Here is a 16267-nt window from a genome sequence, read left to right as displayed (position 1 = left end):
CCTCACCTCCTGAGGGCGTTCCGGTTGCGGGAAGGTCTGCGGAAAGGACGGTTACTTGGTGCCGAGTCCGGCGTCCTCGACGGCCGGCTGCTTCTCGGCCTTCAGCACCTTGTTGAGGAGCGTCAGGTCGTAGATGCCGTCGAGCAGCGGGTCCTTGAGAAGACCGGCCTTGACCGCGTGGTCGGCCTCGTCCCGCAGCGTCGTCGCGAGCGGGTCATTGGTCGTCTCGACGTTCTTGAACGCCGGGTCGAGCACCTCGGGGGGCAACTCCTTGCCGGAGTCGGCCTTCAGCTTCGCGTTGACCGTGGCCTTCGCCTCGTCCGGGTTGGCCTTGATCCACGCATTGCTCTTCACCGAGCCGCGCAGCACCGCCTCGACGACATCCGGGTGCTCCTTGAGGAACTTCTGGGAGACGATCACGTTCGTGATGACGAACTTGCCGTCCTTCCACAGCTTCTTCTCGTCGAGCAGTACCTTTCCGCCACCGGCGACCAGCTTGGACGCGGTGGGCTCCGGCACCCAGGCACCGTCCAGCGCCCCGGACTCGAAGGAGGCCGGAATCTCCTTGTTGTCCTGGCGGACGACGGTGACGTCGCCCTTGCCGGTGTTGGCGTCGACCTTCAGGCCCTTCTCCGACAGGTAGTTCAGCAGCGCCACGTCCTGGGTGTTGGCGAGCTGCGGGGTCGCGATGCGCTTGCCCTTGAGGTCGTCCAGGGACTTGATCTTCTTCGGGTTGACGACGAGCGAGACACCGCCGGAGGCTGAGCCCGAGATGATCTTCAGGTTCTGGCCGCCCGACTTGGTGAAGCCGTTGATCGCGGGGGAGGGGCCGATCCAGCCGATGTCGATGGCATCGGCGTTGAGGGCCTCGATCGCCGAGGGGCCCGCGTTGAAGGGCTGTGCCTTGACCTGCGTGCCACCGAGTTCCTTCTGGAACAGGCCCTTCTGGAGGCCGACCAGGGCGGTGGCGTGCGTGACGTTCGGGAAGTAGCCAATCCGTACCTCGTCGACGCCGTCGATCTGCTTGCCCTTGGCGACAGGGGCGGTCTTGTCGTCCTTCTCGGCCTGCGAGCCGTAACCGCAGGCGCCCAGCACGCCGATCAGCAGCGGCAGGGCGGCGGCAGCGGCGAGGCTGCGGCGAAGGGTGGTACGTGGGGCTGGCACGGGAGATGTTCCTCTCGGTGGCCCGGCGTCACACCTCTCGCGTGGAGCGGGGTGTGCCCGGGAAGTCGGCAGGTCTTCGTCGGTACGGCGGCAGGGCGCGCAAGCGGTGCGCGTACGTCATCGGGCACATCGCGCGACTCCGCCCGTGCCCGCGCCGACGGTGCCGCTGCCGATGCGGCCGCCCTCTTTCGCGAACGTCGCGTAGACATCAACGGTCATGATCAGAAGTCCCAGCCCTCGTCGTCCGCCACGGCCTGCACGGCCTCGGCGGCGAACGAGTCGCCTGCCATGCCGGCCGCCAGCGTCGTACCGTCCGCCGGGTCGATCAGCAGGAACGATCCGGTGCGGCGCGAGTCGCGGTACGCGTCGAGCGCGAGCGGCTCAGCCGTACGCACCTTCACCCGGCCGATGTCGTTGGCGACGAGCTGACCCGGGTCCGGATGCTGAGACAGGTCGTCCAGCGTCAGCCGCGACGGGATCTCCTTGACGATCGCCTTGACCGTGCGGGTGGTGTGCTTGAGCAGCACCCGCTGGCCCACGGTGAGCGGCTGGTCCGCCACGTGGCAGACGGTCGCCTCGACGTCCTGGGTGGTGGCCGGCGCGGTACCGCTCGGCGCGATCAGGTCACCGCGCGAGATGTCCAGGTCGTCGGCGAGAGTGACCGTCACGGACTGCGGCGCCCAGGCGATGTCGACCGCCTCGCCCAGCGCGTCGATGCCCGTGATCGTCGACGTACGACCGGACGGAAGGACCGTAACGGCCTCGCCCACGCGCAGCGCGCCGGACGCGATCTGGCCGGCGTAACCCCGGTAGTCGGGGTGCTCGGCGGTCTGCGGGCGGATGACGTACTGGACGGGGAAGCGGGCCTTGCAGCTCGCCAGGTCGTGGCTGACCGGGACGGTCTCCAGGTGCTCCAGCACCGTCGGGCCGCCGTACCAGTCCATGTTCGCGGACGGCTCCACGACGTTGTCACCGGCCAGCGCCGAGATCGGGATGGCGGTGATCTCCGGGACACCGAGCGAAGCGGCGTACGCCGTGAACTCCTCGGCGATGGCTGCGAAGACCGGCTCGGCGTACTCCACCAAGTCCATCTTGTTGACGGCGAGTACGACGTGCGGAACGCGCAGCAGCGCCGCGACGGCCGCGTGGCGGCGGGTCTGCTCGACGACGCCGTTACGGGCGTCGACCAGCACGACGGCCAGCTCGGCGGTCGACGCGCCCGTCACCATGTTCCGGGTGTACTGCACATGCCCGGGGGTGTCGGCCAGGATGAACCGGCGACGCGTGGTGGCGAAGTAGCGGTACGCGACGTCGATGGTGATGCCCTGCTCGCGCTCGGCGCGCAGGCCGTCCGTCAGCAGCGCCAGGTCGGGCGCCTCCTGACCACGCTTGAGGGACGCCGCCTCGACGGCCTCCAGCTGGTCGGTGAGGATCGACTTGGAGTCGTGCAGCAGCCGGCCCACCAGGGTGGACTTGCCGTCGTCGACGGAGCCGGCCGTCGCGAAACGCAGCAGGGTGGTGGCCGACAACTGCTCGGTCAGCCCAGTAATGGCAGTCATGTTTAGAAGTACCCCTCGCGCTTGCGGTCTTCCATCGCGGCCTCGGACATCTTGTCGTCGGCTCGCGTCGCGCCCCGCTCGGTGAGCCGGGAGGCGGCGATCTCGGCGATTACGGCGTCGAGCGTCGTGGCGTCGGAGTCGACGGCGCCCGTGCAGGACATGTCGCCGACCGTGCGGTAGCGGATCAGCCGCGTCTCGACCTTCTCCGACTCCTTCGGGCCGCCCCACTCGCCCGCCGTCAGCCACATGCCGTTGCGGGCGAAGACCTCGCGCTCGTGGGCGTAGTAGATGCCGGGGAGCTCGATCTTCTCGCGGGCGATGTACTGCCACACGTCCAGCTCGGTCCAGTTGGACAGCGGGAACACGCGCACGTGCTCACCCGGCGCGTGGCGGCCGTTGTAGAGCTGCCACAGCTCGGGGCGCTGGCGGCGCGGGTCCCACGCCGAGAACTCGTCACGCAGCGAAAAGACCCGCTCCTTGGCGCGCGCCTTCTCCTCGTCGCGCCGCCCGCCGCCGAACACCGCGTCGAAGCGGTGCTGCTGGATGGCCTCGGTCAGCGGCACGGTCTGGAGCGGGTTGCGCGTGCCGTCGGGCCGCTCGCGCAGCTTCCCGGCGTCGATGTACTCCTGTACGGACGCGACGTGCAGCCGCAGCCCGTGCTCGGCGACGGTGCGGTCGCGGTACTCCAGCACCTCCGGGAAGTTGTGCCCGGTGTCGACGTGCAGCAGCGTGAAAGGAACCGGCGCGGGCGCGAACGCCTTCAGCGCCAGGTGCAGCATGACGATCGAGTCCTTGCCGCCGGAGAAGAGAATCACCGGCCGCTCGAACTCACCCGCCACCTCGCGGAAGATGTGGACGGCCTCGGACTCCAGGGCGTCCAGGTGGCTGAGCGCGTACGGGCTGTCCGTACCCTCGCTGACGGTTGCGGAGGTGGTCGTCATCAGGCCAGGCCCCTTTCGGTGAGCAGCGCGTGCAGCGCCGCTGCGGACTCCTGCACGGTCTGCTGGTGCGACTCGATCCGCAGGTCGGGCGACTCGGGAGCCTCGTAGGGGTCGTCGACCCCGGTGAGCCCGGAAACCTCGCCGGCCGCCTGCTTGGCGTACAGACCCTTCACATCGCGTACGGAGCACACGTCCACCGGCGTGGCGACGTGCACCTCCAGGTACGCGGTGCCCTCGCTCTGGTGGCGCCCCCGGACGGCCTCGCGGCTGTCGGCGTACGGCGCGATGACGGGTGCCAGGGCCAGCACGCCGTTACGGGCGAGCAGTTCGGCGACGTAACCGATCCGCTGGACGTTGGTGTGCCGGTCCTCGCGGCTGAAGCCGAGGCCCGCCGAGAGGAACTCGCGGATCTCGTCGCCGTCCAGCACCTGGACACGGCGGCCTTCGGCCTTCAGCCGTCCCGCCAGCTCGTAGGCGATGGTGGTCTTGCCGGCGCTCGGCAGACCCGTGAGCCAGATGGTGGCCCCAGTCACGTCTTTCTCCTGATCGTTGCTCGTCATCAGCCGTGCAGCCCGCATTCCGTCTTGTTGCGCCCGGCCCAGCGGCCGGCGCGGGCGTCCTCGCCCTCCTCGACCCTGCGGGTGCAGGGCGCGCAGCCCACGGACGCGTAACCGTCCATCAGCAGCGGGTTCGTGAGGACGCCGTGCTCAGCGACGTACGCCTCCACGTCCTCCTGCGTCCAGCGGGCGATCGGCGAGATCTTGACCTTCTGGCGCTTCTCGTCCCAGCCGACGACCGGGGTGTTCGCCCGGGTCGGGGACTCGTCGCGGCGCAGGCCGGTCGCCCAGGCGTGGTAGCCCTTCAGCCCGTCTTCGAGGGGCTTGACCTTGCGCAGGGCGCAGCACAGGTCGGGGTCGCGGTCGTGCAGCTTCGGCCCGTACTCGGCGTCCTGCTCCTCGACGGACTGCCAGGGCAGAAGCGTGATGACGTTGACGTCCATGACGGCCTCGACGGCGTCCCGCGTCCCGATGGTCTCCGGGAAGTGGTAGCCGGTGTCGAGGAAGACGACGTCCACGCCGGGCTTGGCGCGGGAGGCGAGGTGGGCGACGACCGCGTCCTCCATGGAGGAGGTCACGCAGAAGCGGTCACCGAAGGTGTCGGCGGCCCACTTGAGGATGTCCAGGGCGGAGGCCTCTTCGAGGTCCCGCCCGGCTTTTTCCGCCAGTGACTTGAGATCTTCCTGAACCGTAGTCATATCTCGTCCCCTCCAACGTCGTTGCGCGCAGCCCCACGGGCGAGGAGCCCGAGGAACTTCAACTGGAAGGCGCGGTTGCATGCCGCGCATTCCCACGCGCCGTGACCGGTCTCGTTGGGCCGCAGGTCCTCGTCGCCGCAGTACGGGCAGTAGAAGGGCGCCGCGCGCTCGCTCATGACAGGTCTCCGTCGCTCGCCCGCGCCGCCCAGGTCGCGAAGCGCTCGCCGTCTTCGCGCTGCTCCTGGAAGCGCAGCAGCACGCGCTCGACGTAGTCGGGCAGCTCGGCGGAGGTGACCTTGAGACCACGGACCTTGCGGCCGAAACCGGCCTCAAGGCCGAGCGCGCCGCCGAGGTGCACCTGGAAGCCCTCGACCTGGTTGCCGGCGTCGTCAAGGACCAGCTGCCCCTTGAGACCGATGTCCGCCACCTGGATACGGGCGCAGGCGTTCGGGCAGCCGTTGATGTTGATCGTGATGGGCTCGTCGAACTCCGGGATGCGCCGCTCCAGCTCGTCGATCAGCGACGCGCCACGCGCCTTCGTCTCGACGATGGCGAGCTTGCAGAACTCGATGCCGGTGCAGGCCATCGTGCCGCGCCGGAAGGGCGACGGCGTGACCCGCAGGTCCAGCGCCTCAAGCCCGGCGACGAGCGACTCGACCCGCGCCTCTTCGACGTCGAGGACGATCATCTTCTGCTCGGCGGTGGTACGGAGCCGGCCCGACCCGTGCGCTCCGGCCAGGTCGGCGATCTTCGTCAGCGTGGCGCCGTCCACGCGGCCGACGCGCGGGGCGAAGCCGACGTAGAAGCGGCCGTCCTTCTGCTTGTGTACGCCGAGGTGGTCGCGCCAGGTGCCGGAGGGCTGAGCGGGCGCGGGGCCGTCGACGAGCTTGTACTTGAGGTACTCGTCCTCCAGGATCTGGCGGAACTTCTCCGGACCCCAGTCGGCGACGAGGAACTTCAGGCGGGCGCGGGTGCGCAGGCGGCGGTAGCCGTAGTCACGGAAGATGCCGATGACGCCGCCGTAGACGTCCGGCACCTCGTCGAGCGGCACCCAGGCGCCGAGGCGGACACCGAGCTTGGGGTTGGTGGAGAGCCCGCCGCCGACCCAGAGGTCGAAGCCGGGACCGTGCTCGGGGTGGTTGACGCCGACAAAGGCGATGTCGTTGATCTCGTGCGCGACGTCGAGCTGCGGCGATCCGGAAACCGCGGACTTGAACTTGCGGGGCAGGTTCGAGAAGTCCGGGTTGCCGATGAAGCGGCGCTGGATCTCGTCGATGGCGGGGGAGCCGTCGATGATCTCGTTCTCGGCGATGCCCGCGACCGGCGAGCCGAGGATCACGCGGGGCGTGTCACCGCAGGCCTCGGTCGTGGACAGCCCGACCTCTTCGAGCCGGCGCCAGATCTCCGGTACGTCCTCGATCCGGATCCAGTGGTACTGGACGTTCTGCCGGTCGGTGAGGTCGGCCGTCCCGCGCGCGAACTCCTGCGAGATCTCACCGATGACACGCAGCTGCTCGGTGGTCAGCCGCCCGCCGTCGATACGCACGCGCAGCATGAAGTACTCGTCGTCCAGCTCCTCCGGCTCCAGGATCGCGGTCTTGCCGCCGTCGATCCCGGGCTTGCGCTGGGTGTAAAGACCCCACCAACGCATACGGCCACGGAGGTCATTGGGGTCGATCGAGTCGAATCCCCGCTTGGAGTAGATCGTCTCAATGCGTGTCCGCACATTGAGACCGTCGTCGTCCTTCTTGAACTGCTCATTGCCATTGAGGGGGGTGAAGTGACCTACGGCCCACTGACCCTCGCCACGGTGGCGTCCGGCCTTGCGGCGGGGCGTGACGGCAGCGGGCTTTTCCGGCGTGGCGGCCATGGTTGTGTTCGTCCTTCTCTGGCGGCTCAAGGAGTGGCGGATCGCGCCGGCCGTCCCCTGTGACCAGCAAAAATGACGGTCGGACACGACAGATCGGAGTGTTCCGCCGGGTGAGCGGAGATCACGTGCGTATCGGGGTGGCCGGCTCGTCCGCGACGGCGGGGACGGCTAATAAATTCGGTGGTGCTGTGCTGTCAGCCCACCGGACAGATGGCGCTGGACATGCGGCCGAGGTCGACGTGCCGCCGACTCACCAAGGCAACTCCAGCTGAAGACATGACGGAAGCGTGTCATGGGGATCTCCGGCCAGTCCACCACCGCCCACAATGTGGACAACTCTGTCCCGAATCGCGAGACGCTGTGTCGCCGGTCACTCTCGTCACACAGGTCAGGCGTGCGGCCCGGCCCACGGTCCGGCCGTCTCCACGTCCTCTTCCTCGGCGGTCTTCGTCTCGAAGAGCCGGAACCCGCGGCGCAGGTAATTGTCCATGGCGTGCGGCCCGTCCTTGCTGCACGTATGCAGCCACACCCGCTTCGTTTCGGGTCGGCCGGGCCACCGCTCGGCGAGATCCCACGCGCGCGCGACCCCGTACGACAGGAGATGCCCGCCGATCCGCCGCCCCCGGAAGGCCGGGATCAGACCGAAGTACATGATCTCCACGACGCCCTCGTCCTGCGGGTCCAGCTCCACGTACCCCGCCGGAGTGCCGTTTGCGTACGCGACCCAGGTCTCGACACCGGGCCGGTCCAGGGCCGCCTGCCACTGCTCGTACGTCAGCCCGAGCCGGTCGGTCCACTGGATGTCACCGCCCACCGCGGTGTAGAGGAAGCGGCTGAACTCGGGGGAGGGGATCTCCGCCCGCACGATCCGGATGTCGCCCGGGGGCGCCGCGGAGGGGCGCAGGTCGTCGGGCGAGGTCTGTTCCAGCGACCAGGTGGTCACGGTGATGGCGCGCATGCGGCAAGCGAACCATGTGTCGGGGCCCTGGCCAAAGCCGGACGCGTACGGGATGATCACGCCCGCGCCACGCCACCCCCCGCATCCCTTGGCAGAAGGATGTTCCATGTCCCGTCGCACACACCGCGGCCTGCTCGCCGCGGCCACCCTCACCGCGGCTCTCGCCACCCTGGCCACCCTGACCGCCCCCGCCGGGGCATCGGCCGGGCCGCAAGCACGCCTCTTCATGGTCAACCCCGTCCAGTCCTCGAACGACCAGTCCCTGACCGACGCGAAGGACTCGGCCGACGCTGTCCCCTCCTCCGCCTACGCCACGGCCGCGCTGCGCAACCTTGACGGCAGCGGTGGGCTGTCCGGCAAGTGGGCATACGTGAGATCGGATACGGGCGCGTCCGCGAAGATCGCGGAAGCGGGTACGTACGGTCGCCACGACGACCAGTTCGAGCAGGTCATGGCCTACTTCTGGGTCAATGAGTCGCAGGAGTACCTCCAGGGACTCGGCTTCGGCAGCGAGCTGCCCGGCGCGAACGACCGGGCTCAGCCGGTCCGTATCAACCAGTGGGGCTCGGACAACTCCTTCTTCACGGACAAGAAGGCGGAGATCCGCTTCGGCAAGGGCGGCGTCGACGACGCCGAGGACGCCGAGGTGGTCATGCACGAGTACGGGCACGCCGTGCACCACGCGCAGGTGCCGGGCTTCGGGACGTCGGTGGAGGCCGGGTCGATCGGCGAGGCGTTCGGTGACTACCTCGCGGTGACGGTGGGCGCGCATGCGGCGGCGAAGTACGGCTGGCCGCTGAAGGCGGACGTGGCGTGCGTGGCGGACTGGGACGCGGTGTCGTACACCTCGACGACCCCGCACTGCCTGCGCCGTATCGACGGCAGCAAGGTCTACGGCGACCGGGTCGGGCAGGTGCACGCGGACGGCCAGATCTGGTCCCGCGCGCTCTTCGACATCCGGTCGGAGCTTGGTGCGCGCACGGCGGACCGCATCATCGTGAACGCCCAGTTCGGCTTCGCGCCGGACACGAGCTTCACGGACGCGGCCCTGACGACGGTCGCGACGGCGCGGAAGATGTACGGCGAGCAGGCGGCGGGCGTGGTGCGGGACGCGTTCCGGGCGCGGGAGATACCGGGGGTCTAGGTGCGGGTGGGGGTGCGGTGGGGGGTGCCGGTGCCTGCGGCGCTTTCCCCTACCCGCCCCTTCCCTGAACTGGGGCTCCGCCCCAGACCCCGCTCCTCAAACGCCGGAGGGGCTGGATTTTGCCGCTTGCGGCACTCCACCCACCTCAGGCCGTCGGCGGGGGCAGTTCTCCCGATCCCCGTGTCACCAGCGTCACCGGGACCGTCCGCGTCCGCGCCCCCGAGCGGTCGCCGCCCAGCCGGGCCAGCACCTGCTCCGCCGCAGCCGTGCCGATCGCCGCCGGGTTCTGCGCGACCACCGTCAGGCCCGGCTCCAGCACCGCCGCCAGCGGCAGATCGTCGAAGCCGACCAGCGCGACATCGCGCCGGCCGGCCTCGGCGAGCGCCGGGACGACCCCGAGCGAGGCGAAGTTGTTCGCCGCGAACACGGCGGTCGGGGGAGCGGGGAGGGCGAGCAGGCGGCGTACGGCGACCCCGGCCGCGTGCGGGCCGTGGGCCGTGACGACGAGCGCGGGGTCGTACGGCAGGCCCGCCTCCACCAGCGCCGCCCGATAGCCCCGCAGCCGCATCTTGCGCGTGTAGAGGGTCGGGGGACGGTCACCGATGAAGGCGATCCGCCGATGGCCGTGCGCGACCAGGTGCGCGACGCCCATCCGCGCACCTTCCTCATTCGCGCTGACGACCGCGTCCGCCGCCAGCCCCGTCGCCGGCCGGTCGAGGAAGACCACCGGCAGCCCGCTCTCCCGCTCCCGGCGCAGGTAACGGTGGTCGCTCCCGGCCGCCGGAACGACCAGCAGGCCGCTGATGCGGCGCGCCAGGAACGTCGTCACCAGGGAGTGCTCCAGCGGCTGCTGTTCCCCGGAAGATCCCATGAGGAGGGTCAGGCCCCGGTCGCGTACGACGTCACCGGGAGTCGGACGCGGTCGAGTTCTCCGCGCAGGGCGGCGAATTCCGCCTCAAGAGCGCGACGCTGACGCGCTTGGGCTCCTCCTGGACCGACTGACCGACCCACTGACCGTTTTGACCCCTCTCCCGAAAGGACCCCCATGCCCGCGACCCGCCCCGTGGCAGTACTCGGCGAGTGCGTCGCCGACGCCTTCGTCGCCCCGGCGCTCGACGACGCGCCGGGCCTCAGGCTCGACGTACTGCCCGGTGGCGGGCCCGCCAACACGGCAGTGGCGCTCGCCCGCCTCGCCACGCCCACCCACTTCGCCGGCCGCCTCTCGGGCGACGTCTTCGGCCGTCTCTTCCGTACCCGCCTCGCTGCTTCCGGTGTTCGCCTCGACGCGTGTACGGACGCTGCTCAGCCCAGCACGCTGGCCGTGGCCGGCCTCTCGCCCGACGGCCGGGCCGACTACTCCTTCCACGCCGAGGGCGCCGCCGACTGGCAGTGGACCGGCGCCGAGCTGGCTGCCGTGGCGGGGCTCGGGGCGGGCTGCCTGCACACCGGTTCGCTCGCCCTCGTACGGGAGCCGGGCGCGTCCGCGGTCGAGGAACTGCTTGCGCGCCTTCGCCCGTACACCACCATCAGCATCGACCCCAATGTGCGCCCGCACCTGGTGGACGCCGCCCTCTACCGCGACCGGCTGCCGCGCTGGTGCGCGCTCGCCGACATCCTGCGGATGAGCTCGGACGACCTCGCCGAGCTGTATCCCGGGCTGCCACCGGAGGAGGCGTGCGACCGGTGGCACCGGGCGGGCGCCACGCTCGTGGTCGTCACGCTCGGCGCGGACGGTGTTCTCGTCTCGTACGGCGGCGAACGCCTGCACGTACCGTCCCCGCTCGTCGATGTCGTCGACACGGTGGGCGCGGGTGACGCCTTCACCGCCGGTCTGCTGCACCGGCTGCACGCCGAGGGAGTGTTCGGCGGCAGGCTGGACGGCCGCGTGACGTGGCGGCAGGCGCAGGACGCGGTGCGGTTCGGCGCGGAGGTCGCGGCGGCGACGTGCGCGGTGCGGGGCGCGAACCCGCCGTGGCGCGACGACCTGCTACCGGCCTACTACGGCCCTGACCCGCCGTCAACAAACCACCGCTAGTACTGCAACGGCTTATGGGCCGCGCGGCGGAAGGCGGCCCGGTAGGCGCTCGGGCGGTGGCCGGTGTGGCGGGCGAAGAGGGCGGCGAAGGTACCGGGGTCCTGGTAGCCGACGGCTGCGGCGACGGCGGCGACGGTACGGTCGGTGGTCTCCAGGAGATGGCGGGCGCGGCGGACCCGGGAGGCCTGCAGATGGGCCAGCGGGCTGCGTCCGGTCTCCTCGGCGAAGCGGCGCAGCAGCGTGCGGGTGCTGACCCGGAAGGCGTCGGCGAGCGCGGCGAGGTCGTACCGCTCGGCGAGGTTCTGGTCGAGCCGCCGCATGACCCGCTGGGCGAACTCCCGGCCGGGCTGCGGGAGGAGCCGCGGGTCGACGTACGGGGTCTGGGAGGTCCGCGCGTCGTCGACGAGCGCCAACCGTGCGGTGGTGCGGGCCACGCGGGCGCCGTTGTGGCGGCGGATCAGGTCCAGCGCGAAGTCGTACATGGCGCTGAAGGCGGCCGTGGTCGTCACCCCCGTGTCCGTGACGACCAGGCGCTCGGGCCGCACGTCGGCGTCCGGGCAGCGCCTGGCCAGTTCGCCGGCGTGCAGCCAGGAGGTGGTGGCCCGGCGCCGGTCGAGGAGCCCGGCCTCGGCGAGCAGGAACGCGCCGACGCAGAGGGAGACGACGGCGGTGCCGGCGGCGGCCTGCGCGCGGATCGCCGCGATCTCGGGGGCGAGCCGGGCGAGCCGCGCGTCGAGGTCCGTGTCCGGGCGCAGTTCGAAGCCGGGGACCACGAGGACGTCGACCTCGCGCAAGGGACGCACGTCCAGGCTCGCGCCGCCCGAGGCGGTGACCCGGCGGCGGGGCGAGACGACCGACACCCGGTAGCCGGGCGCGTCCGGTCCGGCGACATGCCCGGCCATCGTCAACAGATCGGGGACGCCGAACACTTCGGACGCGAAGCAGTCCGGGTACGCCAGGACCCCGACCCGCAGCGCACCCGGCCCGGCGCCCGGACCCGCACGTTCCGCTGCCTGCCTGCCTGCCGCGTCGCCTCCGCCATCGCTCCCGTACCCCCTGGTGTCCCGGCCCCGGGTCGCCGACCGCGTACCGCCCGCCTTCCCCGCGTGTGGCGAGATTACCCCTGGCCTTGGCGATCCCGCCCCTCACCCGGCGGCCGGTCCCGGGACCAGGCTGGCCCCATGAGCGACGACGATCCGATCACCGACTTCACCCGCCGGAGCGTGGCCGTGGAGGGGGTGGAGAAGACGGTGTACGTAGCCGGGGCCGGGCCTGCGGTCGTGGTGCTGCCGGAGATGCCGGGCATCAGTCCCGACGTCCTGCGGCTCGCGCGCTGGGTGCGGGACGCGGGCTTCACCGTCCATGTGCCCTCCCTGTTCGGGACGGACGGCGCCTTCCCCACGGTCGAGGGCGGCCGGGAGGTCGTCCGCCGCGTCTGTGTCAGCGCCGAGTTCCGCGCCTTCGCCGGGGGCGGCACCAGCCCGGTGACGGTCTGGCTGCGCGGCCTGGCGCGCCAGGCCCACACCGCGTGCGGTGGGCCGGGGGTGGGTGCGATCGGCCTGTGCTTCACCGGCAACTTCGCCCTCACCATGGCCCTGGAGCCGGCGGTGATCGCCCCGGTGGTCAACCACCCGTCGCTGCCGCTCGACGACCCCGGCGGACTCGAACTCGACGCGGCGGACGCGCGCGCGGTGCGCGACCGGCTCGACCGCGACGGGCTCACCGTCCTCGCCTACCGTTTCGAGGGCGACCGCTGGTGCACGGGGCAGCGCTTCGCCGCCTACCGAGCGCTGCTCGGCGACGCCTTCGACGGGCGTGTCCTCCCGGACAGCGCCGCCAACCCGGCCCCGCCGCCCTTCTTCGCCGATCTGGTCGGCACCCCGCACAGCGTCGTCACCGCCCATCTCGTCGACGAGGCCGGCCACCCCACGGTCCGGGCCCGCGACGAGATCCTCGCCTTCCTCACCGACCGTCTGCACCCGCACGGGAACCGACCGCTGCCCGCCACCTGACCGGGCCCGGGCTGCCGCCTGACGGGGCCGGACCCCGTGCGGTCACTTCGGTCCCGCCCGGCGTGCCGCCGTGATGGCCGGGGCGGTGGAGTGCGGCAGCAGGTCCGCACTGTGAGGCGGGGGAATCACCTCTACCTCCGCCTCGTCCACGAAGCGGTACGGGCGGTGCGCCAGGACCTGGGCCAAGTGGCGCCGCAGCCGGGACATTTCCGCCCGTACCGTGACCGTCCGCGTCCGGTCGCCGAACAGATCCGCCGCCAGCTCAGCCGCGCTCCGCCCCTCCCGGCGCACACTCAGCACGTACAGCAGCTCCGCGTGCCGCGGGCTGAGCTCATGCGTCCAGCGCCCGGCCGGCCCCGAGACGGTCACCGAGGAACGCCGTCGGCTGCTCACGTCGAGTACGACCCGGCTCACCGCGCCGTCGAGCGCCGACGCCGATGCTGACGCCGCCTCCTCCACCCGCACCAGCCACCCACCCGGCAGCGGCTCCACCGCGCACATCCCCAGCGACGGCAGCCATCTGCGCCCCGCCCGGAACGACTTGGGCAGCGCCAGCCGGTCGACCGGCGGCATCCCGGTCACCGCCGCGAGCCAGCCGTGCGCGTCGACCGCGAGCGCCCGGCCGCCCACCCGGCACAGAACCGGCGCCGCCACCGACCGCAGGCGCTCTACAGACCTGAGGTGCCGGTCGCGCAGTTCCGCCTCGGCGAGCCGGGCCACCGATTCCACCAGGGCGAGCGTCGCCGGGTGGAAGGTCGAATCCGCCCCGCTCACGTCTATGACCCCGAGCAGCCGCCCGTCCCGCGGATCGTGCACGGGCGCGGCCGCGCACGTCCAGTTGTGGAGCGTACGGACGAAGTGCTCCGCGGAGTGCACCTGCACGGGGCGGCGCAGCTCCAGCGCCGTACCGATGCCGTTCGTGCCCGTCGTGTCCTCGCTCCACGCCGCGCCCGCTTCCAGACAGATGCCGTCGGCCTTGCGCATCACCCCGCGGTCGCCGTCGCGCCACAGCACCCGGCCCTCTTCATCCGTCACCACCATGATCTGCTGCGACGCCTGGACCACCGAGATCAGCCCCTGGCTGAGCGAGGGCAGCAGCTCACCGAGCGCGGTGGCCCGCCGCCGGTGCTCCAGTTCGCCGGCCGGCAGCAGGTCGCTGCTGGTGCTGTGGTCCGGGTCGATCCCGATACGCATCACGCGCTGCCAGGACGCGTCGATGACCGGACGCGGCGCCACGCGCGGGGCGCCGCCGGCGAGGGCGGTGTCCCGTACCCGGGCCAGCAGCCGTGCCGAATCGGCGCTGTGCAGGGCGTTCAGACGTGACAGGCCGAGGGGGACGAGCGGGTCGACGAGAGGTTCGGTCTTCACTGGCTTCACTGGGCGTACCCCGTAACTCACGTGAGGGTCACTTGGCGTGAGGCGGTCATTTCCTCATCCTGCCCATGGTGCCGCGCCGTCGGCGCGCATGCCCGGGAGTCCGTCACTCCGGGACAAACATTGCAACGGTCTGCAACTCTCGTGCGCCGACTACCGCTTGTACGAAAGTGGAGACGTTCAGCCAGGGTGGTGCCGTGTCGGCGCAGCACCACCCTGGCGGCTCCCTTCTCCCGACGGGTCGTTTCCCCCGGCGGCCCGTCGGGCAGGACCGCGGCCGACGCCCGCGGCCGGACCGCCGCCCGTCAGACCACCGCCCGCGCCCGCTCCACCACCGACCCGAGGTCGAGACTGTGCGGCAGCGTGCCGAACGCCGAGCCCCAGTCCCCGCCGAGCCGCGAGGCGCAGAACGCGTCCGCGACCTCCGGCGGCGCCCACCGCACCAGCAGCGAACCCTGCAGCACGAGCGCCATCCGCTCGACGACGCGGCGGGCCCGCCCCTCCATGCCCTCCAGGTCGGCGAGTTCGGTCAGCAGGTTCTTGATCGCCCCGTCGAGGCGGTGGTCGGCGCCGCGCGCCTGCCCGATCTCGGTGAGGAAGGCGTTGAGCGCCTGCGGTTCGCGCTGGAGCGCCCGCAGGACGTCCAGCGCCTGTACGTTCCCCGAGCCCTCCCAGATCGAGTTCAGCGGCGACTCGCGCAGCAGCCGCGGCATGCCGGACTCCTCGACGTACCCATTGCCGCCCAGGCACTCCAGCGCCTCCGCCGCGACCGGTGTGCACCGCTTCGTCACCCAGTACTTGGCCGCCGGCACCGCGAGCCGCAGGAAGGCGCGGTCCTGCTCGGTGTCGCTGTCGTACGCCGCCGCCAGCCGCATCGCGAGTGTGGTCGCCGCCTCGGACTCCAGGGCCAGGTCGGCCAGTACGTTGCGCATCAGCGGCTTGTCGATCAGCTTGGAACCGAAGGCGCTGCGGTACGCCGCGTGGTGCGTGGCCTGGGCCACGGCCTGGCGCATCAGCGCCGCCGAGCCGACCACGCAGTCGAGCCGGGTCGCGGCCACCATCTCGATGATGGTGCGCACGCCGCGCCCCTCCTCACCGACCAGCCGCGCCCACGTCCCGTCGAACTCGACCTCGCTCGACGCGTTGGACTTGTTTCCGAGCTTGTCCTTCAGACGCTGGATGCGGAACACGTTGCGCGTCCCGTCGGCCAGGACGCGCGGCACCAGGAAGCAGCTCAGGCCGCCCGGCGCCTGCGCCAGCATCAGGAAGCCGTCGCTCATCGGCGCCGAGCAGAACCACTTGTGCCCGGTGAGCAGGTACTCGCCCTCGCCGGCCAGCGGCTCCGCGTGCGTCGTGTTGGCGCGGACGTCGCTGCCGCCCTGCTTCTCCGTCATGCCCATGCCGAAGAGCGCCCCGGCCTTGAGCGACGGCGTGGTCAGCCCCTCCTCGTACACGTGCGAGGTGAGCCGCGGCTCCCACTCGGCGGCCAGCGCCGGGTCGGTGCGCAGCGCCGGGACCGCCGCGTGGGTCATGGACAGCGGGCAGCCGTGCCCCGCCTCGGTCTGCGTCCACACCAGGAACCCGGCCGCGCGCCTTACGTGCCCGCCGGGCCGCCCCCAGGCGTCCGTGAGCCCCGCCGCGACGGCCTTGCCCAGTAGCCGGTGCCAGGCCGGATGGAACTCGACCTCGTCGATTCGATGGCCGTAGCGGTCATGCGTCCGCAATTTCGGCGGATTTTCATTGGCCTGCACTCCCCATTCCTGAGCCTGGAAGGATCCGGCGGTGCGGCCGAGGCCCGCCAGTTCCTCCCGTACCTCCTCGGCGAGTTCGGGCGCGATGTGCCGCTCCACCCCCTCCGACAGGGCCCGGTCGGCGGTGAAGACGTCGTACTCGACCAGGGGCGGAGCCTGGTTGGTCACTGTGTGAGTGGTGGCTGCCATGCCGCTACGGTAAGG

16 protein-coding genes are annotated in these 16267 nt (G+C 71.3%); 3 read left to right on the top strand and 13 right to left on the bottom strand.

Annotation, left to right across the window (positions count from 1 at the left end; all coding sequences use genetic code 11):
- Nucleotides 1-51: 51 nt before the first annotated feature.
- The 9 genes from J7E89_RS23600 to J7E89_RS23565 all read right to left on the bottom strand — a co-directional run bounded on the left by J7E89_RS23600 (nt 52) and on the right by J7E89_RS23565 (nt 7747).
- On the bottom strand, nt 52-1164 hold the full coding sequence (locus J7E89_RS23600) for an aliphatic sulfonate ABC transporter substrate-binding protein (RefSeq protein WP_214976383.1): 1113 nt from the start codon (nt 1162-1164) through the stop codon (nt 52-54).
- 221 nt (nt 1165-1385) lie between these two features.
- Nucleotides 1386-2714 carry a sulfate adenylyltransferase subunit 1 gene (locus tag J7E89_RS23595; RefSeq protein WP_214976411.1) on the bottom strand — a complete coding sequence of 443 codons (1329 nt, stop codon included), beginning with the start codon at nt 2712-2714 and terminating at the stop codon, nt 1386-1388.
- Between the two features lie 11 nt (nt 2715-2725).
- Entirely contained in the window at nt 2726-3664 is a 939-nt protein-coding gene (gene cysD / locus J7E89_RS23590; protein ID WP_214976382.1) for a sulfate adenylyltransferase subunit CysD, read from the bottom strand.
- Nucleotides 3664-4242 carry an adenylyl-sulfate kinase gene (gene cysC / locus J7E89_RS23585; RefSeq protein WP_214976381.1) on the bottom strand — a complete coding sequence of 193 codons (579 nt, stop codon included), beginning with the start codon at nt 4240-4242 and terminating at the stop codon, nt 3664-3666. The genes cysD and cysC overlap by 1 nt, the downstream gene beginning before the upstream one ends.
- On the bottom strand, nt 4224-4919 hold the full coding sequence (locus tag J7E89_RS23580) for a phosphoadenylyl-sulfate reductase (RefSeq protein ID WP_214976380.1): 696 nt from the start codon (nt 4917-4919) through the stop codon (nt 4224-4226). Before J7E89_RS23580 ends, cysC begins: the two co-directional genes overlap by 19 nt.
- Nucleotides 4916-5095 (bottom strand): hypothetical protein, encoded by a 180-nt coding sequence (locus tag J7E89_RS23575; protein WP_214976379.1) that lies wholly within the window; start codon nt 5093-5095, stop codon nt 4916-4918. Before J7E89_RS23575 ends, J7E89_RS23580 begins: the two co-directional genes overlap by 4 nt.
- On the bottom strand, nt 5092-6789 hold the full coding sequence (locus J7E89_RS23570; RefSeq protein WP_214976378.1) for a nitrite/sulfite reductase: 1698 nt from the start codon (nt 6787-6789) through the stop codon (nt 5092-5094). The genes J7E89_RS23575 and J7E89_RS23570 overlap by 4 nt, the downstream gene beginning before the upstream one ends.
- Before the next feature lie 194 nt (nt 6790-6983).
- Nucleotides 6984-7067 carry a putative leader peptide gene (locus tag J7E89_RS42435; protein ID WP_355250053.1) on the bottom strand — a complete coding sequence of 28 codons (84 nt, stop codon included), beginning with the start codon at nt 7065-7067 and terminating at the stop codon, nt 6984-6986.
- A 110-nt stretch (nt 7068-7177) separates the two neighbouring features.
- Nucleotides 7178-7747, bottom strand: a complete 570-nt coding sequence (locus J7E89_RS23565) for a GNAT family N-acetyltransferase (protein ID WP_214976377.1) — start codon at nt 7745-7747, stop codon at nt 7178-7180.
- Nucleotides 7748-7853: 106 nt separating this feature from the next.
- On the opposite strand from J7E89_RS23565, the gene J7E89_RS23560 reads away from it, so the two are divergent.
- Nucleotides 7854-8891, top strand: a complete 1038-nt coding sequence (locus J7E89_RS23560; protein WP_214976376.1) for a M4 family metallopeptidase — start codon at nt 7854-7856, stop codon at nt 8889-8891.
- Between the two features lie 145 nt (nt 8892-9036).
- Here J7E89_RS23560 and J7E89_RS23555 read toward each other — a convergent pair whose 3' ends face one another.
- On the bottom strand, nt 9037-9762 hold the full coding sequence (locus J7E89_RS23555; RefSeq protein ID WP_214976375.1) for a substrate-binding domain-containing protein: 726 nt from the start codon (nt 9760-9762) through the stop codon (nt 9037-9039).
- A gap of 174 nt (nt 9763-9936) precedes the next feature.
- On the opposite strand from J7E89_RS23555, the gene J7E89_RS23550 reads away from it, so the two are divergent.
- Nucleotides 9937-10926, top strand: coding sequence for a carbohydrate kinase (locus tag J7E89_RS23550; protein ID WP_214976374.1), 990 nt, complete (start codon nt 9937-9939; stop codon nt 10924-10926).
- Here the strand turns inward: J7E89_RS23550 and J7E89_RS23545 are convergent.
- Nucleotides 10923-11855: a helix-turn-helix domain-containing protein gene (locus J7E89_RS23545; protein ID WP_308315578.1), complete on the bottom strand. Its 933-nt coding sequence runs from the start codon at nt 11853-11855 to the stop codon at nt 10923-10925. The two genes, J7E89_RS23550 and J7E89_RS23545, sit on opposite strands and share 4 nt — an antisense overlap.
- 252 nt (nt 11856-12107) lie before the next feature.
- On the opposite strand from J7E89_RS23545, the gene J7E89_RS23540 reads away from it, so the two are divergent.
- Nucleotides 12108-12938, top strand: coding sequence for a dienelactone hydrolase family protein (locus J7E89_RS23540; protein ID WP_214976373.1), 831 nt, complete (start codon nt 12108-12110; stop codon nt 12936-12938).
- A gap of 42 nt (nt 12939-12980) precedes the next feature.
- Here J7E89_RS23540 and J7E89_RS23535 read toward each other — a convergent pair whose 3' ends face one another.
- Nucleotides 12981-14306 carry a GAF domain-containing protein gene (locus tag J7E89_RS23535; protein ID WP_374196868.1) on the bottom strand — a complete coding sequence of 442 codons (1326 nt, stop codon included), beginning with the start codon at nt 14304-14306 and terminating at the stop codon, nt 12981-12983.
- A 311-nt stretch (nt 14307-14617) separates the two neighbouring features.
- Nucleotides 14618-16252 carry an acyl-CoA dehydrogenase family protein gene (locus J7E89_RS23530; protein ID WP_214976372.1) on the bottom strand — a complete coding sequence of 545 codons (1635 nt, stop codon included), beginning with the start codon at nt 16250-16252 and terminating at the stop codon, nt 14618-14620.
- Nucleotides 16253-16267: the final 15 nt, after the last annotated feature.

This window comes from Streptomyces sp. ISL-100 (assembly GCF_018614615.1).
Taxonomy (GTDB): Bacteria; Actinomycetota; Actinomycetes; order Streptomycetales; family Streptomycetaceae; genus Streptomyces.
The sequence above is the reverse complement of the archived record's forward strand: the minus strand, read 5'-3'. Positions and strand labels throughout refer to the sequence as shown.